22 protein-coding genes and 1 tRNA gene are annotated in these 16,394 nt (G+C 65.2%); 10 read left to right on the plus strand and 13 right to left on the minus strand.

Annotation, left to right across the window (positions count from 1 at the left end; all coding sequences use genetic code 11):
- Nucleotides 1-41: 41 nt before the first annotated feature.
- A tRNA-Pro gene (locus tag GLO27_RS04300) sits at nt 42-118 on the plus strand.
- Here the strand turns inward: GLO27_RS04300 and GLO27_RS04305 are convergent.
- The 11 genes from GLO27_RS04305 to GLO27_RS04350 form a co-directional block, all read right to left on the minus strand.
- Nucleotides 81-1,793 carry a recombinase family protein gene (locus tag GLO27_RS04305; RefSeq protein WP_167253795.1) on the minus strand — a complete coding sequence of 571 codons (1,713 nt, stop codon included), beginning with the start codon at nt 1,791-1,793 and terminating at the stop codon, nt 81-83. The genes GLO27_RS04300 and GLO27_RS04305 overlap by 38 nt on opposite strands.
- Before the next feature lie 288 nt (nt 1,794-2,081).
- Nucleotides 2,082-2,207, minus strand: a complete 126-nt coding sequence (locus tag GLO27_RS19990; protein WP_279587979.1) for a hypothetical protein — start codon at nt 2,205-2,207, stop codon at nt 2,082-2,084.
- Nucleotides 2,208-2,209: 2 nt separating this feature from the next.
- Nucleotides 2,210-2,980, minus strand: coding sequence for a hypothetical protein (locus tag GLO27_RS04310; RefSeq protein ID WP_208323543.1), 771 nt, complete (start codon nt 2,978-2,980; stop codon nt 2,210-2,212).
- A 50-nt stretch (nt 2,981-3,030) separates the two neighbouring features.
- A complete protein-coding gene (locus tag GLO27_RS04315; protein ID WP_167253799.1) occupies nt 3,031-3,384 on the minus strand; it encodes a hypothetical protein in 354 nt (117 codons plus the stop codon).
- A complete protein-coding gene (locus tag GLO27_RS04320; protein ID WP_167253801.1) occupies nt 3,381-4,223 on the minus strand; it encodes a replication-relaxation family protein in 843 nt (280 codons plus the stop codon). The genes GLO27_RS04315 and GLO27_RS04320 overlap by 4 nt, the downstream gene beginning before the upstream one ends.
- A gap of 181 nt (nt 4,224-4,404) precedes the next feature.
- Nucleotides 4,405-6,531: a type IV secretory system conjugative DNA transfer family protein gene (locus tag GLO27_RS04325; RefSeq protein WP_167253803.1), complete on the minus strand. Its 2,127-nt coding sequence runs from the start codon at nt 6,529-6,531 to the stop codon at nt 4,405-4,407.
- A complete protein-coding gene (locus GLO27_RS04330) occupies nt 6,524-6,724 on the minus strand; it encodes a hypothetical protein (protein ID WP_167253806.1) in 201 nt (66 codons plus the stop codon). The genes GLO27_RS04325 and GLO27_RS04330 overlap by 8 nt, the downstream gene beginning before the upstream one ends.
- Before the next feature lie 202 nt (nt 6,725-6,926).
- Nucleotides 6,927-7,127 (minus strand): hypothetical protein, encoded by a 201-nt coding sequence (locus GLO27_RS04335; RefSeq protein WP_167253807.1) that lies wholly within the window; start codon nt 7,125-7,127, stop codon nt 6,927-6,929.
- Nucleotides 7,127-7,741: an MT-A70 family methyltransferase gene (locus GLO27_RS04340; RefSeq protein ID WP_167253809.1), complete on the minus strand. Its 615-nt coding sequence runs from the start codon at nt 7,739-7,741 to the stop codon at nt 7,127-7,129. Before GLO27_RS04340 ends, GLO27_RS04335 begins: the two co-directional genes overlap by 1 nt.
- Before the next feature lie 197 nt (nt 7,742-7,938).
- Nucleotides 7,939-8,220 carry a hypothetical protein gene (locus GLO27_RS04345; RefSeq protein WP_167253811.1) on the minus strand — a complete coding sequence of 94 codons (282 nt, stop codon included), beginning with the start codon at nt 8,218-8,220 and terminating at the stop codon, nt 7,939-7,941.
- Nucleotides 8,220-8,528, minus strand: coding sequence for a hypothetical protein (locus tag GLO27_RS04350; protein WP_167253813.1), 309 nt, complete (start codon nt 8,526-8,528; stop codon nt 8,220-8,222). The genes GLO27_RS04345 and GLO27_RS04350 overlap by 1 nt, the downstream gene beginning before the upstream one ends.
- Before the next feature lie 194 nt (nt 8,529-8,722).
- Between GLO27_RS04350 and GLO27_RS04355 the strand changes: the two genes are divergently transcribed.
- From GLO27_RS04355 to GLO27_RS04385, 8 genes are all read left to right on the plus strand, one after another.
- Nucleotides 8,723-9,367: a hypothetical protein gene (locus GLO27_RS04355; RefSeq protein ID WP_167253815.1), complete on the plus strand. Its 645-nt coding sequence runs from the start codon at nt 8,723-8,725 to the stop codon at nt 9,365-9,367.
- A 449-nt stretch (nt 9,368-9,816) separates the two neighbouring features.
- Entirely contained in the window at nt 9,817-9,951 is a 135-nt protein-coding gene (locus tag GLO27_RS19995; protein WP_269747796.1) for a hypothetical protein, read from the plus strand.
- A 126-nt stretch (nt 9,952-10,077) separates the two neighbouring features.
- Complete coding sequence (locus GLO27_RS04360; protein ID WP_243844744.1) at nt 10,078-10,356, plus strand: hypothetical protein; 279 nt, start codon at nt 10,078-10,080, stop codon at nt 10,354-10,356.
- Nucleotides 10,357-10,455: 99 nt separating this feature from the next.
- Nucleotides 10,456-11,037, plus strand: coding sequence for a hypothetical protein (locus GLO27_RS04365; protein ID WP_347878392.1), 582 nt, complete (start codon nt 10,456-10,458; stop codon nt 11,035-11,037).
- Nucleotides 11,034-11,579 (plus strand): hypothetical protein, encoded by a 546-nt coding sequence (locus GLO27_RS04370; protein WP_208323544.1) that lies wholly within the window; start codon nt 11,034-11,036, stop codon nt 11,577-11,579. The genes GLO27_RS04365 and GLO27_RS04370 overlap by 4 nt, the downstream gene beginning before the upstream one ends.
- A gap of 168 nt (nt 11,580-11,747) precedes the next feature.
- Nucleotides 11,748-12,068: a DNA-binding protein gene (locus GLO27_RS04375; RefSeq protein WP_167253819.1), complete on the plus strand. Its 321-nt coding sequence runs from the start codon at nt 11,748-11,750 to the stop codon at nt 12,066-12,068.
- Nucleotides 12,069-12,431: 363 nt separating this feature from the next.
- Nucleotides 12,432-12,962 (plus strand): DUF3846 domain-containing protein, encoded by a 531-nt coding sequence (locus GLO27_RS04380; protein ID WP_167253821.1) that lies wholly within the window; start codon nt 12,432-12,434, stop codon nt 12,960-12,962.
- Complete coding sequence (locus GLO27_RS04385) at nt 12,956-13,486, plus strand: DUF3846 domain-containing protein (RefSeq protein WP_167253823.1); 531 nt, start codon at nt 12,956-12,958, stop codon at nt 13,484-13,486. The genes GLO27_RS04380 and GLO27_RS04385 overlap by 7 nt, the downstream gene beginning before the upstream one ends.
- A gap of 86 nt (nt 13,487-13,572) precedes the next feature.
- Here GLO27_RS04385 and GLO27_RS04390 read toward each other — a convergent pair whose 3' ends face one another.
- Both GLO27_RS04390 and GLO27_RS04395 read right to left on the minus strand, forming a co-directional pair.
- Nucleotides 13,573-14,001 (minus strand): uracil-DNA glycosylase, encoded by a 429-nt coding sequence (locus GLO27_RS04390; protein ID WP_208323545.1) that lies wholly within the window; start codon nt 13,999-14,001, stop codon nt 13,573-13,575.
- A 215-nt stretch (nt 14,002-14,216) separates the two neighbouring features.
- Nucleotides 14,217-15,044, minus strand: a complete 828-nt coding sequence (locus GLO27_RS04395; protein WP_167253827.1) for a hypothetical protein — start codon at nt 15,042-15,044, stop codon at nt 14,217-14,219.
- A gap of 364 nt (nt 15,045-15,408) precedes the next feature.
- Here GLO27_RS04395 and GLO27_RS04400 point away from each other — a divergent pair, with 364 nt between their 5' ends.
- Nucleotides 15,409-16,251 (plus strand): hypothetical protein, encoded by an 843-nt coding sequence (locus GLO27_RS04400; protein WP_208323546.1) that lies wholly within the window; start codon nt 15,409-15,411, stop codon nt 16,249-16,251.
- The last annotated feature ends 143 nt before the right edge of the window (nt 16,252-16,394 follow it).

Here is a 16,394-nt window from a genome sequence, read left to right on the forward strand (position 1 = left end):
GGCTAAGATAGGGGAGTTGCCTGCGCGAGAGCGCAGAACAACGGGCTGTGGCGCAGCTTGGTAGCGCACTTGACTGGGGGTCAAGGGGTCGCAGGTTCAAATCCTGTCAGCCCGACCAATACAGGCTTATTCAAACCTTTGGACTGAGTAAGCGGGTATGGGTCCGAAAGAGAGTCTTCCGCAGGAATGCGGGAGGCTCTCTTTTCTTTGGCCGGTGTGTGGGCCGAGGCGCTGAGGCGGTGCTGGGCGCGCCAGTCGTGCAGGCCGGCGTTGAGTTCGGTGCGTTCGACGCCGATGCTCACCTCGCGGTCGGTGACCTGGACGTCGAGTCGCGTGAAGAACGCGGTGAGCAGCTCGCGGCGGACGTTGTCGGGCAGCTGCTTGTAGAGCGCGGCGGGATCTTCGAGGAGGTCGACGAACGCGAAGGCCTTGTCGACGCCGTGCCGGATTCGTTCGACCGTCCGGGTGAGCTTCTCGGTGATGGCGCCCTTCTGGAGCGTGACGTACTCGAGGCGTTGGCGCAGCTTCTCGACCGCGATCGTTCCGTCGGCGGCGAGTTCGATGAGTCGCTCCTCCTGGGCTTCGAGCTTCTTCAGCTGGGTGCGCAGGGCGTCCTTCTCCTCCTGATCCGCGGCTTGGAGTTCGACGAGGGCGCGTCGAACTTCCTCACGAACGGACGCGATGTCGTCAGCATCGAAGCGTTCGGCCGCTACCCGTCGCGCCACTTCGTCCTCGAGTTCGTCCAGTCGCGCCGACGGCATCGAGCAGTGACCGCGCTGCTTCGCGGTGCAGACGTAGTACTCGTATGTGCCGCCGTGCCCCTTGTTCTGGCTGTAGACGAGTCGACTCGTGCGCCCCTCCGACTTGCATTCGGCGCAGTACAGCAGGCCGCGGAGGAAGTGGAAGTGGATCCGGTCGCGGTCGCCCTTGCGGTTTCGTCCGTCGAGGATCTTCTGCACCGCGAGGAAGAGCTCCTTCGAGATGAGGGGCGTGTGCCTGCCCGGGTGGAGCTTCCCCTTGTAGCGGATGACTCCGGTGTAGTACGGGTCGCGCAGGATCATGGCGAGCTGGCTGCTCGACAGCGGCTTGGCGGCACGTTTGCTCGATTGCCGCGTGGTCAGGCCCTGGTCTTCGAGCATCATCTGAAGCTGCGTGATCGAGAACTGGTTCGTGGCGTACTGCTCGAAGGCCCAGATGATGAGTGGTGCGCGGACGGGGTCGACGTCGATCGTGTTGACGAGTCGTCCGTCGAAGTCCTTGCGCACATTCAGGTAGCCGAGCTTGGCCCGCCCAACGCTGCCGCCCCGTTCGACCTTGTGGGCCATCTTGATGCGGATGTCCTCGCCGCTCATGCGGACCTGGAGTTCGTTGACGACGTCGGTGATGGCCTCCATCGCGTCGCCCATGTACCCGTCGCCGAAGTTCTCCTTGGCCGAGATGAGCTCGACGCCCTTGTCGCGCAGCTGGCGCTTGGTGATGGCGGCGTCGAGGTGGTTGCGGAAGACGCGCGAGCGCATGTAGATCACGACGTAGCGCACATCCGGATTGGCATCGACGAAGCGGAGGAGCTTCTTGAACTCCGGCCGCTTGTCGATGGTCTGCGCGGACTGGCCCGGTTCGACGAACTCGCGAAGGATCGGCACGCCGAGCTCCTTCGCCTTGCGGATCGCCCACTCGCGCTGAGTGGCGATGCTGTTGCCGTCCTCGTCGAGGTCGGCTGCGGTGTTGAGCTGGCGCGTCGTGGAGACGCGCAGATAGCTGATTGCCACGCCCGTGCGGAGCGGGACGTGCATCGTGTCGTCGCCCTTGAATAGGTGTTCAAGCCCTGCGACTGATGTGAGATTCGGCTTTGCCAGGGTGGCTGCCGCTTCCTCGCCTTCTTGGTACATATGAGGCCCTCCTTCGGTTAGGTCCTCCGGATTTACGCTCTTCTCGGCCGGGAAGTCCAGTCCTTTGGCGGCTTTCCCGGCACCTACACCGCCGTCGACCGGGGTCGCGTCGGCGATGTAGTTTTCACCTCGCTCAGGGCGCTCGTCCATGGCCCTTCCCTTCTTGTGTCTGGGGCTCTTTCGTTGGCTGTTCTAGGTGAACGACGAGGCCGAGGAGTACGCGAGCGAGCCGACGCGGATCGGGTCGCGCACGCCAGACGGGTGTGATGTCGATGCGCCGGTCTGCGCGTGGGCGCCCTCGTCTGCGGGGTGGGTCACTGCTACTTGTTGAAGGCATAGAGCATGCCCCCCTCCTCGACGAAGTCATAGACGTCGCGGGTGCGTTCGATGACGTAGTCGATGTTCAGGTGGACGGCGTCAGCGGGCAGGCTGTGATCATCAGCCCAGTTGCCGAGCTCGATCTCCCAGTCCTCGAGTGGACTGAGCGCGTAGACCGCGTCATCGATGGAGTTGAAACTGCCGACGTAGTTCTCCTGGAAGCTGTCGAGCAGATCCGCCGCGGCGGCGTTCACATCCGGCAGCGCCAGGAACGCTCTGAATGCGGGACCGAAGAACTCGTCGCACTCTTCGAGACGGACGATCAGTTGCTCCATCCCGGCGGCGTCGAGGCTGGCGGGGACATGCACCGTGACGGGCCTACCGCTGGTGGTGAGAGTGGTACGCACCAGGAGACGGTCGAGCTTGGGTGGCAGATGCTCGTTCTGATACGTCCGCCCGGAGCCGGTTCCCATCTTGTCGATGAGGTACGTACCGAACCAGTCGATGAGTTCTTTGACCTCGGCGGTGGCGTCCTCGTCGGTGTAGAGGCGTAGGTATTCCTCGCGAAGATCGAGGTAGGTGCTCTCGCCCGTCCTCCCGAACTCGGCGAGGGCGGACTCTCGTCCGAGCGCGCGCCCGAGCGCGTGGGCGATGCAGCGGGCGGTGTCGTGGTCGACTTCCCGGTGTTCCGCGAGTGCGGCTGCGATGCCGTTCGCGATGGGATGTTCGAAGCGGTGGGAGGCGACTTCGAGTCGACGCCAGTCGGGTGACATGCGTTCAGGTGCGAGACGCATTTCGGGTGTGACAGTGGGCTCGTGCTCGCTCATGAGCGCTTCCCCGCGGTGATGATGTAGCGCCCGAGCGCGTCGAGCCAGGGCTCTCGCTCGATCGGGACGGTGACGTCGTTGAGTTCAGCGAGCGCCGCTTCGGCGTCGAGGATGCCGGTTCCGGCGAAGCGCTCGAGTGCGCTGCCGGGGCCATCGTGAATGGTGGCCGCGATGAGCTGCGCCAGGAAGGCATCGCGACTGTTCGGGTCGAGCGTGAGCCAGGCATCGATGATGAAGTGTGCGTGCTCGGTCTGGTCGATGGTGCGCATCCATTTCGGGAACTTGGGCTTGGTGCGCAGGTCGTTGTTTTCGGCGCCAGTCGGCGCGACGGGGATGGTTGATGAGTTCATGTGATTCCTCCTTTCGGGGTGAATGATGATGACGGCCCGTACGGGGCCAGCGTGGCGAGTGTCTGCTCGCCGGTGATGATGGTGAACATGCCCGGCTCGAGTCCGCGATCAGCTGCGATGGCCTCGCGGATCTTCTGGGCGCGGTCGATGGTGGGGACGATCCAGACGACGGCCGGGTACAGCTCCCGCGCCTGTTGTTCGATGCCCGTGCGTTGGTGGCGCTGGTAGGTCTGGCACTTTCGAAGTACGGCGGGCAGATGCTCGGTGGCGCGGTCGACCTCGATGAACGAGTGCGTCTCGGTGCTGGCGTCGGCAGTGACGACCAGGAGGTCGGGCTTGAGCGTGATCACGGAGGCGCCGCTGCTGTTGAAGCTGCGCCAGCTGGCCGGCTCGAGTTCGAGTTCGAGGAGTTCGAAGCCTTGGGCGTGTGCCTGCTCAAGCAGACTGACCGCGATGTCGGCGACGGCGAGGGTGTGAGCGACGAATGTGAGACCTGGCTCGTCGTAGCGCCGCCTCCGCGGTTCGCCGCGTCGGGCACGAAGGTAGCGGTCGCCCGCTGGCCCGAGCTGCCAGATCGTGACGGCTGAGCCGTGCTTGATGCCGCCGATACGCCGGGCCAGCCGCGTGATTGCACCGCGGGCTTCGAGTCGGTTCAGCACGCGGGTCGTCCCTCGCGTCGCACCGCTCGCGGTGACATGTGGACCCAGGGGTGCCGCCGGGAAGTGCAGTCGCTGTAGCTGTCGAGTGGTGAGAAGTCGAAAGCGTTCCAGATCCTCGAGGATGCGAACGTCGCGCTCAGTGAGGTGCTCCTCGAGGTCGAGATGACGAACAGCGGCCATCACGAGGCTGCCCTCCGGACTGGGGTGAAGTGTCCTGCAACGCGGAGGCAGTCCGCGCCCGCACCGGCCGATGTTCGCCGGAACGGGGCCGAACGTGGCGGCGGGTGTTCGTCGTGAAGTGAACAGCGGACGGAGCGTCGAGCGGACAGGGCGATCCAGTGGTTGAGGGCGTGCCGAGCGATCATGCGCGCCTCGCCTTCTGGTGCGTCGGGCGGTCCGCCTGGTCCTCTGGTGACGGGGTTGCTGCGACTTCGGAGGTGGTCGGCGGCAGGGCGCCGTAGCGATCTCGGCTGCGCTGGCGGACATCGTCGCGGGTACCGAGCGCTGGGCGCGGTGGAAGGGTGCGCCCCGAGCACCATCCGGCTGGCACGCTCCCGGCAACCAGGTGGGCGTAGATCTCGAAGCGAGGCAGCGCCTGGAAGTCGCCGGCAGACAGTTGGGGGGCCATCCGGGCGAGATCGCGGGCGTCGTCCGGGCCGACGGCGAAGCAGATCTTGCTGCGCGCATTCGTATCGAGCGCCGCCCGCATGGCGGGTGGAAGCTGGCCTCGGTACTGGTGTGCCAGATGCCAGGCGACGCCATAGGAACGTGAGGTCGCGAGGGCGTCGGCGATCGAGGTCGGCAGGTGCAGGTAGTTCTGCACCTCGTCGATGAACACCATCCCCGGCCGCTTCGTCGGGTCCTTCTCGCGGGCACGCTCCAGCGTCGCGTTCCAGATCTCGGCGACGATCAGGCTGCCGAGCAGCTTGGCCGCACCGGTCCCGATCAGCGCATCGTTCAGCGGTACCAGGACGACGCTGCGCTCGCGGAAGACGTCGCGGAGCCGGAAGCGCGGTCGTGCCTGCCCGAGCACGAGAACCAGCGGTGCGCGCAACAGGATCTTGCGAAGCTTGTTCAGAGGTGCAGCGATCATGGCAGCGCGTTGGGCGGGGCTGAGTTCCTCAAACTCGGCCCAGAAGGAGGCCAGCGTCGCGTCGTCCTGCATCGCGGCGATCACTGGGCGTCGGAAGGCAGCGTCCGTGAGGAGGCGTGGCAGATCGATGAGCGTGTACGGATCGATGGTCCGTTGCCCAGCCCGGGCGAGCGATAGGAGCGCACCGTGGATCAGGTACTCGGTGCGTGGTCCCCACCCTTCCTCGAAGACGGCGGCGAGGGCGGCGATGATGCCGTCGACCACGACGTCCGGATCGCGGTCGCCGATGTCGAGCGGGTTGAAGCCCACCGGCATCGTGTCGGCAGCGTCCAGCACGACAACGCGCTGCGCATGCTCGGGGGCGATGCGATCGAGGATGCTGTCGACCAGTTGCGCCTTGGGCTCGACGACTACGCAGGCCCGACCAGCCTCGATGTCGGAGAGGATGAGGTGCTCCAGCACGGTGGACTTGCCCGAGCCCGTTGGCCCGGTCGCCACCAGGTGCTGCAGCCGACTGGCCGGATCCATCCCGATCAGACGCTCCGGACCCGGTGCGGTACCGGTCGCGAATACCGACGACGTCGCGCTGACGATCTCGGGCACCGGCAAGCGACGCGGATGGGTGCCGGCGATGCCGGGATAGTCGCGCTCGCCGAGCGGCCAGGCCAGCATCGACGTCAGCTCGTCCGGTGAAAGCCGAAACGCGGCGCGAGCGGTTGCCGCGCGCCAGCGGCTCGACGAGTCGTAGTTGAGGCTGAGCCGAAGTCCGGGACTCTGCAGTAGCTGGAGGGCACCGAACACTTCCCAGACGAGCGCGCCGGTTCGCTTCTGGGTGCCAGCCGTGACCCCGATCCGGAGCGTCACTGCGGTCGTGGGCTGGCCAGCTCGCAGTTGAAGCCGACGGCGCGTCTCAGGCTCCACGGCGCGGACACCTTCGAACACGAGGGACGCGAGTGGCTGCATCGGGTCGGCCGACTTCGCTGAGACCGAATGCGCCGCTTGCGTACGTCCCAGGACGAGCTGCAGCGCAACGTGCTCCTCGCCTCGTCGTGCCGCGAGTGCGAGGTATATCGCCGACGTGACCTGCTCCGGGTCGGTGTCGGCGAGCGGCAGGATGGCGGGGTGCGCCACGACCCGGCTGACAGCGGCCACGTCCGGCCGTGTGGCGGGCTCAAGGGCGAGGCCTGGAAGGTGGCCCCGAAGGAGGCGCTTGAGGCGCGGTGCGGCCGCGGACGGGTAGCCGACGAGATGCGTCACGCCGTCCGCGCTGGCGTGTACCTCGAAGACGAGCGGTCGTGGAGCGTCGGCGCTCATCAGGCGCGTCATCAGCTGAGCCACGCTGTCGGCGCCGAGTGGGCGCGGCAGATGCAGACGTGTGAAGACCAAGTCAGGCATGGTCGCCTCCTTTGTCACGTTCGAAGTACTCGGCGCGAGCTGCGGCTTCGAGGCGAGCTTGTTCGAGACCGGCGCTGGTGATGATGCGAGCGATCCGCTCGGTGCGCGTATCGCTGTTGGACTCGGAGAACACCTGGACGCGCCGGTCCACGCTCTTCCGGTAGCGGCGACGGCCGCGGGTGTGTCGGGTCATGAGACAACCTCCTTCCCACCGCTGCCCATGAAGGGCTGATTGGTTCGCGTCACGGTCGCGGAAGGACGTTGGGATCGCTCATAGCCATAAGCCGAATGAGCACAATGGCGCCTATTACGAACTCGAACGCTCGATTTGTCAAGCGTTTTCAAGCGCCGTTGTCCATTCCACAACGACCCGACAGAGGTGAACTCGCTCATGCTTAGAACCGTCGACCCCACCAGTAGCGGTACACGATGACCGCGCACCACCAGACGAGAGCGATGCCGACGATCAGGAGGACCCAGCCCCAGAACTGCGCGAGTAGCTCCAAGGCGAGCCAGAGAGCGACGATGCCGCCGAGAATGAGCAGGCAGGCGCGGAAGAAGCGCATCGGCGTGGGCGCGGGGGTGTCGTCGGGCATCAGTCATCACCGACCCCTCCATCTGCGCCGGCTCTGGTGAAGTCGCTCGGCACCGGATACCCCGGGATCGTGATGTCGCAGTCGATCTCGTTCCCCCACACCGACCAGTCCGCGTGGCTGTTCGGACGCTGCCGCGCGAACAGCTCGAGGTACGGGCCGTCGAGGACGCGCTCGATCAGGGGGATCATTTCTTCGGGCTTCTGGCTGTGCGCCTGCCGTGGGAAGAGCAGTGTCGAGCGCTGGCCGCGGAACTTGAACGGTGCCCGGCCGCGCACGCCGTGCAGCAGGATCTCGTGGGAGCCGCGGAAGTAGTTCCCGAGGCCCATGTAGTACTTGTCCCAGACGGCGTTCGTCTTATAGGTGAAGCCCCATGCCTTCATAACCTCCAGTGCTCCAGGCAGTGCGGCATTGGTCGTCCACAGCAGCAGCGTCGCGTTCTCAGCGGCGAGCTCGGCGACCGGCATCTGCTTGATGCGGTCTAAGGTCATCAGGTCGTAGTGGTTGATGGCGCCGCGGGCGCCGGCCTGGGCGATATCCCAGGGCGGATCGGCGTAGATCACGGCGTACTTCTTGTGCGTGGACGCCGCGGCGGCGCCCGGGGTCAGTTTGGTCATGTCAAGGAACTCCTTTCTCCAGCCCGCAGCAAAGGGTGCGAGCGATGGCGAGGACTGGTTATGCGCGTCCGAGAACGAGTCGTCAATATTCCGGTCGCGGTCGTTGCGAAAACCACAACGACCGGGACGCTGACGAGCAGTTGATGCGGCGACGCGGACGCCGGGTGGTCATCGCCCGCGCCGCCGCGCGGTTCAGATCACGAGTCCGACGACTCGTTCGGCGTGCTCCCCGAGGCGAGGAAGGACTCGCGGATGAGCGCCTTGCGCGCCTCGTGCGCTTCCATGCCGAGCGCATTGGCCAGCTGGAGCACGGTGCGGCGCAGCTCTTCCTGCTTGCGGTCGAGCTCGGCCTCGATGCGCGCCCGACGACGCTCGCCGAAGGAGTTCCGGACCGCGACCACAAGGTCACGCGCCCACTGGATCGTCTCGGCCGACACGTCGACCAGGCGGTCGAAGGCGCCCTGGGTCGTGGTGGCCATCACTGCCACCGCCGAATCGCTGCAGAGGCGCCCAGCGTGTAGCTGTCGACGATCTCGCGGTAGCGGGCTTCGCCGAGCGGTGCGACCGTGATGAGGTGCTGCTCCAGCGCCGTCAGGGCACCGACGTGCTCGAGCGCGGTGTGCGTCACGAACGCGCGGCCGTCCTCGGTGAGCTTGGCGACGATGGCGCGGGACTGCACTCGCTCCACCTCGCGGCGGGTCTGCCGCTGGATGCCCAGCGACAACGAAGAGAACCCCTGCGGGCTCATGGCGCTCCCCGTGGTGGGGAGCAGTTCGGATGCGGTCATCTTCTGCCTCCTGGAGGTAGCTCCCTGCGGATGGGGAGTTGGTAATTCCAGGCTCGTGTACGGAGGAAACAGCGTCACTGACACGAAACTGACACGATGGCGGGATGAAGGATGATCCGCTTCGGCGCGAGATTCTCGCCGAACTGCGGCAATTGCGTCGCGGCCCAGGTGAGTTTGGTATGGAGCGGATGGCCATGTCTGAGATGCTTACCGACGTCGTCGGTCGCGGAAGCATCGAGCGTGCGTACGGGGCGATGCTCGATGCGCTTGTTCGTCACGGCGCCGATACCGAGAGCGATATCCGCGCCTACTTCGACACCAGCGGGTTCCAGACGCCAGGCGACACGCTCGATGCGCGTCTCAAGGTCTACGCAGAGGAACATCACGTCGAACAGCGCACCGGGCTTCGGCGGAGCGACCGCGGTGCCGAGAAGCTGAGCTACATCCTGCGGGACACACTCACGATCGAGCGGCCCTGGGGGAAGATCGTCGTCAGCGAGATGGACGGACTTGTCGTTGCCGGAGTGATAGTCGATGTCCTGCACGGATCCCAGTGGCGCCGACCGCACGTGCACATCAACGGGGAGTACCAGGAGCGCGACTTCGTGCTCCACGACTCCGAGACGAGCGAGTTCTTCGCGACAGCGCAGGAGCGCTTCGACAACATCCCCTTGCTACCGCCCGCAAGTCCCGGCGACGACGAGTTCGTTATCGAGGTGTTCTGGGTGATGCCGGTGTGGCCCATCTGGCAAACGGGGACGATGCTCAAGACCCCAGGGCTCGGCGCGAGGCTGACCACCGAGAGAAATTCCAGCGCTCGAGTGAGTCTCTGGCGATGATCCGCGCTTTGTTGTTTTGGGCGGCGACCTGGATAGCGACCGCTTGACGCAGTTTCCACAACATCGGACTGTGGATAGCTCGTCGAAGCATCCGTTGCCTGTGGAGAATTACACGGCTGTAAGTATCGATTTGGTCGACTAGACCGGAAATCCGGGCCTAGAAGGCCCCCAGGGGCGCCCCTAGCGCCCGAAACGCTTGTGCATAAGGTTCGGTACCCAAACGGGACCCCAAAGCCACAGCTGGCCGCCTGTCGGCGGTGCGCGGTAGGCTATGGAGTGCGAGAAAAGCCCCGACCGACTGGTTCGGCGCAAGGCTCGAATCGCAGCAGATCGGGGCTGAGTGTCTTGGACGGACTACTCGACTCTAGAGGCTCAGATGGCCTCTTCGCGACCCGGTGAGCCGGTCCTCGAGAGATCTGCTTCAACTCAAGAAGCGGAAGGAGTACCTGATGGCGAAGTCGTCGTCACGGTCGTCCGGAAAGCCCTCGAAGGCGGCACTCAGCAAGGCGGGACGGACGCTTGCGTCCGACTCGTCGAGCAAGACCGCCAAGTCGAAGGCCGGCTCGACGCTCGGCAAGGGCTGAGCACCGGGGAGGGTCGATCACCTGCTGGTCGGCCCTCCCTACCAGCACTTCACGCGACGCGATACCGCTCCGGGTGCTCCGACTGCTTCGCTACCCGCTCCCACGAGCGGAGAGGCAGTTCACCAGATGAGCAGTTCGTTCAAGTTCGACAAGAACGCATTCATGCGCGAGGTTCAGCGCGAGGCCCAGAAGGGCATCGATCAGATGGCGCGTGAGCAGAACCGGGAGCTCGAGCGCATGAGCGCCACGTATACCGGTCGCCCGATCGAGGAGATCAAGCCCGCACTGCAGCGCCTGTTCGCGCGCTACGACGGCAAGATCACCGACCCCGAGCTGACCGAGTGGGCGCAGCTGATCAGCGACGGCACGAAGATCACGCTCAAGCCCGACAGGATCCGCTTCTAGGCCATACGCAGAGGGCGTCCCAAGTTCGCGGGCGCCCTCTTCGTATGTCTGCAGGGAGCGGCGCCGATCGGTGTCCGGCCGCATCGATAGCCTCAGATCGTGGTCGATACGAAGCAGACGAAGACGATCGGCGAACACCATGTCGCCGCCGAGCTGGCTCGACGCGGCTGGGCACCGGCCCTCACCCGGGACGGACTCGAACGCACCGACATCCTCGCGGTGCTCGCAGATGGCACTGAGCGTCGCCTCGTCGAAGTCCAGGTGAAGGCAGCGCGCGGCGCCAAGATGGACTCGATCAGCTGGCCGCTCGGCTCAAAGTCGCAGGCACCGAGCCTGCACGAGCGGGAGTACTTCGTCATGGTCGCAATCCCTCACGATCTCCGCGACCATCCCCGCAGTTTTGTGGTGCCCCGCGTCCACGTCGCGGCGGCGGCTTGGATCGAGCACATGAACTGGCTCACCCATCCCGATGCGCTCCCTGGAAAGCGGAATGCGCCGGTCGAGCGCTCTCGGGTGCTCCTTCGGACCTTTGCCGACTACGAGGACCGCTGGGACCTGCTCGAAGTTGACCAGAGCGCCGCCCCGGTTCTGCTGCCCTCGGGCTTCCGAGACCTTGCGCTCACGGAACGCGTCGGCCTACCGCCAGACCACGAGTGGCACGAGGGGCTTCCGCAGTGGTGAACGAGATCGAGGACGCTTGGTATGCCGAACTGCGCGCCCAGTATCAGCCCGAGCATGTCCGCCTGCTCCTGATTGGCGAGAGCGCGCCGACCGACCACGGCGGCACTCGGCCGCGGAACTTCTTCTACGCCGACCATCTCGGCTACGACAACCTCTACCGTGGCGTCGTCGAGGCTCTGTACGACCTCCGTGGGCTGGAGAAGCGCTCGCACGACAAGCGCCCATGGCTGCGACGGCTGCAGGCCGACGGCGTCTTCCTGATCGATCTGGTTCCCTACCCCGTCAACGATGTATCAAGCAAGAAGCAGCGCAAGGCGATACTTCGCGAGAACGTCCCAGGCTGCATCGAGCGCGCCCGCGCCCTCAACCCGGACGGCATCATTCTCTGCAGCAGCGATGTCTTCGATGCGCTCGCGCTGCCGCTGCGCGAAGCTGGGCTGCCATTGCTTCACACCCGCGCCCTGAGCTTTCCGCTCGGCAACGTGCGTGATCAGTTCGTCGCGGGCTTCCGTGAGGCATACGCCCGCCTGGGCGATCACTAGACAGCACAGCTGCCTGGCGTCGCCCGCCGTTGCGGAATTGACAACGCTCGCGATCGGAAGATTGACCCCGCGAACAGGCGGTGCATAATCGGCCTCGCTCCTCGTCGGCGTGCGGCGTAGATGATCCCAACCGGGGATCGTCCGTCGCTTCCGATGAGGAGGCTCACCATGAGTGAGAACACCCCTGCCGACGTGCCGGCCTCGGCACTCGGTCCGTTGCGGACGCTCGCCGTTCGTATCACCGATGGCCTGCGGGCGCAGCTGGACGTGCTCGCCCAGCTCAACGACCGCACCGTCACCGAAGAGATCCGCCTCGCCCTCGAGTCGTGGGTCGAGACCAGCAAGTCCGACCCGAAGGTGCTCGAGCGCGCCGAGACGGTGCGCGCCGAGATCGAGCGCGAAGCCAAGACCAAGCAGAGCGCGATCGAGGCCATCTTCGGCGGTGCGAGCGGCGGCAAGACGCCGCGCCGGTCGTCGGGTTCCGCCTGACCGCAGTTCGGCATGCAGGGAGATCCGGCTGTTCGGGACTGGGCGCTTCATCGCGCTCGTCCCGGACAGTCGGTACACCATCAACGCCAGCGCTTGCGCGACGTGAGATGCCAACCACGGCAGTCGTCGCAGAAGTAGACGCGCGCTTCCTGCTTCGGACGCGAAGCTTGTCTTGGTTCTGAATCTGAGCCAGCACCAGCAACGCCGCGATCCGGTCGCGATAGCGCGTCTTCGTGCAGGTCGGCATGAGTCGGAGTCTTCTGGTGACCACCGACATGGTCAGTTCCTCGTTGCTGCCCCGCGGCTTCGGAAGAGAACCCGAGAGGGGTTCTCGGCCGCGACAACAGTAAGGAGGTGGGACGAATGGTGCGCAGCATCGTCATCCCGCACGACACAGAGCAGCGCCCTGCCCTCGTAGAGCTCGCCGACCTTGGCGCGTTCCAGGAGGCGGTCGACGGCTGGCTGGATCTCATCGAGATCCCGTCCATCGGCGTGACCATCTACATGAACGAGGCCGAACGTCGGACCCACGGTCCGCTGAACACCCGGGCCACTGCGTTCTGGTGGCTCCACAGTGCACATCCGACGGCCCACCCGGTCATCCTCGGCGACGTCGTCCTGACGGGCGTCGGCGACCGGGAGCGCGAGGGCGACATCCCGGAGGTGGTCGTCGAGCAGATCTTTCACCGCGACAACTTCGTGGTGCAGGTCCGCCCGTACGACCGCAGCTCCTGGTGCGACTCGTTCGCGCGCTTCGACAGCGTCTTCGACGCCGCCCTCTGGTGTCTGCTTTTCGAGGCCACGATGCGTCCCGGAGCTCGGTTCCGAGTTCGGAGCGAGCCACCGATTCACATCGCCGAGCTTCCCCTCTTCGGAGGTGACCGGTCATGGTGAAGGCGCTCGTCATCCCGACCACCGAGGGCGAGCCGATCAAGGAGTGCGACGTCGACGCGCTCGAGGACTACCAGTCCGTGGTGGGCGGCTCGATCGAGCCGGTCGACGTCCCGGCGCTCGGCGTGACGGTGTACGTCCACGAGGAGGGGCTGATGCTCAATCTCCCCTTCAATCCTCGGGCGACATTCCTCTGGTGGTACTTCGTGCCCGAAGCTCGCCAGAGGGCCATGCTCGTCGGCCCGGCGCTCATCACGGGGCTGCCCGACCGGAGCGGCGACAGCGCCGATGTCCCGAGCGAAGTGGTCGCCATGCTCGCCCACCCGGGGGAGTGGCGCGTTGAAGTGCGGACTGTCGGTGACCCGAAGTGGTACCGCAACCAGAGGACGTACGCGGACTACTTCGAGGCGCTCGTCTGGGCGATGGTCACCCTGGAGCGCTGGACGGCCGCGGAAGACACCCGTGTAGTGCCAGTGCTCCACGACGAGATCGCGTCAACCAACGTCAGTCCGCCATCCGCGGCCTGACAACAGGGCGGCGACTGCCCGGACTTGAGAACCTCCGAGTTCTCGTCCGGCGCGGTCGCCGCCCTCAATCATTCAGCACCGGGCACTCACGAACGCAATTGCTCCTCGCGCAAATCTCGAAGCTGGGACCGGAACTGAGCGACGCCACCCCGAGCCGGATGGCGGACGTATGGAATTGCAGGAAAATGCGGTGCTAGGACCGCCTGGGCGACACGGCCGACAGCGATAACTCGTTCGATCTTGAATGCATGCACAAGGGCGAGCGTCACGGAGAGACCAGCGCGAATCTCTGTTGGCGTTGGCCGACGATTCGTGAAGGGATGCCCGGGCTCATGCGGATGAAGCGGAAAGGCGGCCCACAACAGCGGAAGCTCCGCGTCTTCAGCAAGCGTCGACCACATCGCCTGAGACGTTGCTTCGCGGACGAACGGGGGCTCGTCGGGCACCTCGTAGTCGTCACCATCAGCTGCGCCGCTCACTAGACCGGGTGCGGACGTGATCTCGCGCACACTCATGAATGGGACGCCAGTAACCGCCGTTCCCCTGTAGCCAGGCGCTTCACCAACCAGGAGCGTACTCGGCATCCTCGCGGCCATGAGCTCCAAGTATCGACTCAGGTTGCGCCGCCGGAGCTGCGACGCGGGGGTTGAAGAGTCATAGAGAGAGCAGGCGCTGGACGAACCGTTCAGTTCGTCCAGCGCCTGCCAGAAGTCGTCGAGTCGTAGGTCACTCATGTCTGGGGCACACTGTGCGGGACGTGCCCAAACTTGTCAAGCAGCTCCACCGGAACCGTCAGTGTTGACCGCGCCGCCGACACTTGATCCGGAACATGCCCAAGAATCGCCGCGGTGCGGCGCTTGGTGGTGTCCCAGCGATCGTCCCAGTGTCGCGGCGGCATCGTGAGCGGGAAATCCGCCAGATGGGCGACGGACGGATCCTGATTGAGGCGACGATACTCATCACCTCGCTTCGACTTGACTCGGAGGGCCAGCTCATAGAACGGCGCTCGGCGCGTTGCCGGGAGCGAGGGGTCCGGGCCGAATGCCATGACCCACGCTTCGACACCGGGGCTGATCGGGCGCCGGATCTTGAGGATCGCGCTGGTCCCCAGGACCTTCAAGCCCTCGCACCAGAATGTCGTGGTGTGGACGAGCTCGCCGACGACCTTGACGAAGTCCGAAAGCGATGAGCACTGTGGAAACACGATACTGGCGACCTGAATGCCGTCGCCGTCGCACAGCTCGGTCACGCGACTGTCCAAGTATTCCGGGGTCGTCTCGTTGTCGACAACCAGGTACGGCCAAGCGCCATCGGTGTGCTTCAGCGCGGCGATGCGAGCGAATACGCACCCCGTTTGTCCGCGGCGGAACCAGTCCTGCTGCGCAGCGACCACAACATCGGAAAACTCGGCTCCGGCCGCGATCAGGCTCTGAGACGTGATGAGGATGTCGGAGGTTGTTGGGAACCTATGACCGCCAAGTTCCAAGCGCGTACGAACACGCTCGAACACGTCGAGAAGCGCGATCACCGGGGGGTCACTTGCGAGCCGAGTAAGCATGGCATCCTCCTTGCGTGCGGTTGTGCCGCAAGTGTGCGCCGCCGTCCACCGGTCGGCAACGAATCCCTAGCGAGGGCGTGGCCAGCGACTAGAGATCTCGGTCGGAGCTGCCAACATGTGGTGTGCCCGTGATCGGAGATCGCCTGCGATCACTAGAATCCTGCCCACCAGGCACTAGGGGGACGAGGATTTGTACTGCCCGAGCTGCGGCGCCGACGGCGTCATCTCCGACTCAAACATCATCGATACACGGCTTGCTGTTGACGGCCGCTCTACCACCCGTCGCCGGGTGTGCAAGGCAAACGCGGAGCATAAGTTCCATACGACCGAGTCGCTCCGCCACGAGGATCTGAAGGATACTTTCGTGCGTCGAGCGAGTGACAAGCAGATCACCGAGAGATACTCCGTTACCCGTCTTCGTCGGGATCTTCGAACTGCGGTCCTCGGCCGCCTACCTGACGAGGAGATCAACCAGATCATCGCCGATATCGAAGGCGACCTGCAGGAGCGACTTGCTGGGTTGGTTCAACCGCTGAGCGTCGAGGAGCGCGAACACCACTCATCAGGCAGCTACGCCGCCGCGATCGTCGACACCGACATTCGTCAAGCCACCGAGTTGCGACTCCGGCAGGCGAGCGACCGTTCGGTGCACGTGCTATACGCACTCGGCATTCGTGGACGCGTCGACACCCCCGGGCGTGCAGGTCTCCGGAACGCGCAGGGCTTTCTCGAGTGGCTCTACTCGCCCGGCGCGTACTCGGATCTCAAGCGCGCGATCCCCCGCCAGCCTGCGCGCCCACTCGACCGGTGGTGGCCCGATGTCGTTACGCCCCATCCAACGCACGTCATCAAGAAGTCCGGAGAAGCACGTGCGTTCGGGCTCCAGCAATTCACGAACAGCATCGAGATGGCACTCGTCGGACGGCACCGGCCGGTGGACAATGCGCAACTGGTTGCGGCCTGGGTCCTAGCCCATCTCGCAGGCCAACGAAAGGTCCTCAGTGCTCAACTGTCGGCCGGAGTCACCTCGACGCTGCGCCGAGTCGATGACATCGCATACCTCAGGTGGGCAACCGTGGCCAAGAACTTCCAGTCAGTGCGCGAGATTGCGGACGAGGCCCATGACCTGGTTGTCCGCCCTTCGCCTCGCCTCGTCTTTGATCACCGCGAGGCCCCGCGCACTGTGCCAGCCAACTCCGCGCTCTAGGTGCGTGGATGCTTGGCGTTTACGAAAATCCCTGATAGATATACAATTATCCTCAGACGCTGCCACGTGGTTTGAGCCTGCTCCCACGCGTCGGCCTTGCCTCGAAGCGGTGCTGTCAGCCCGGCCATGTCGTCGCGCGCCAG

It is taken from the genome of Microbacterium sp. Be9, from assembly GCF_011754135.1.
In the GTDB taxonomy this organism is placed as follows: Bacteria; Actinomycetota; Actinomycetes; order Actinomycetales; family Microbacteriaceae; genus Microbacterium; species Microbacterium maritypicum_A.

Excerpts from the sequence above, each read along its gene's own strand:
- GLO27_RS04305 (WP_167253795.1), bottom strand. The coding sequence starts at position 1,793 with ATGCACGTCCCGCTCCGCACGGGCGTGGCAATCAGCTATCTGCGCGTC.
- GLO27_RS04325 (WP_167253803.1), bottom strand. The coding sequence starts at position 6,531 with ATGCCTGACTTGGTCTTCACACGTCTGCATCTGCCGCGCCCACTCGGC.
- GLO27_RS04395 (WP_167253827.1), bottom strand. The coding sequence starts at position 15,044 with ATGCTTACTCGGCTCGCAAGTGACCCCCCGGTGATCGCGCTTCTCGAC.
- GLO27_RS04375 (WP_167253819.1), top strand. The coding sequence starts at position 11,748 with ATGAGTGAGAACACCCCTGCCGACGTGCCGGCCTCGGCACTCGGTCCG.
- GLO27_RS04350 (WP_167253813.1), bottom strand. The coding sequence starts at position 8,528 with ATGACCGCATCCGAACTGCTCCCCACCACGGGGAGCGCCATGAGCCCG.
- GLO27_RS04320 (WP_167253801.1), bottom strand. The coding sequence starts at position 4,223 with ATGGCCGCTGTTCGTCATCTCGACCTCGAGGAGCACCTCACTGAGCGC.
- GLO27_RS04355 (WP_167253815.1), top strand. The coding sequence starts at position 8,723 with ATGTCTGAGATGCTTACCGACGTCGTCGGTCGCGGAAGCATCGAGCGT.
- GLO27_RS04330 (WP_167253806.1), bottom strand. The coding sequence starts at position 6,724 with ATGACCCGACACACCCGCGGCCGTCGCCGCTACCGGAAGAGCGTGGAC.
- GLO27_RS04340 (WP_167253809.1), bottom strand. The coding sequence starts at position 7,741 with ATGACCAAACTGACCCCGGGCGCCGCCGCGGCGTCCACGCACAAGAAG.
- GLO27_RS04385 (WP_167253823.1), top strand. The coding sequence starts at position 12,956 with ATGGTGAAGGCGCTCGTCATCCCGACCACCGAGGGCGAGCCGATCAAG.
- GLO27_RS04345 (WP_167253811.1), bottom strand. The coding sequence starts at position 8,220 with ATGGCCACCACGACCCAGGGCGCCTTCGACCGCCTGGTCGACGTGTCG.
- GLO27_RS04315 (WP_167253799.1), bottom strand. The coding sequence starts at position 3,384 with ATGAACTCATCAACCATCCCCGTCGCGCCGACTGGCGCCGAAAACAAC.
- GLO27_RS04360 (WP_243844744.1), top strand. The coding sequence starts at position 10,078 with ATGAGCAGTTCGTTCAAGTTCGACAAGAACGCATTCATGCGCGAGGTT.
- GLO27_RS04335 (WP_167253807.1), bottom strand. The coding sequence starts at position 7,127 with ATGCCCGACGACACCCCCGCGCCCACGCCGATGCGCTTCTTCCGCGCC.
- GLO27_RS04380 (WP_167253821.1), top strand. The coding sequence starts at position 12,432 with ATGGTGCGCAGCATCGTCATCCCGCACGACACAGAGCAGCGCCCTGCC.
- GLO27_RS19995 (WP_269747796.1), top strand. The coding sequence starts at position 9,817 with ATGGCGAAGTCGTCGTCACGGTCGTCCGGAAAGCCCTCGAAGGCGGCA.
- GLO27_RS04390 (WP_208323545.1), bottom strand. The coding sequence starts at position 14,001 with ATGAGTGTGCGCGAGATCACGTCCGCACCCGGTCTAGTGAGCGGCGCA.
- GLO27_RS04310 (WP_208323543.1), bottom strand. The coding sequence starts at position 2,980 with ATGTCACCCGACTGGCGTCGACTCGAAGTCGCCTCCCACCGCTTCGAA.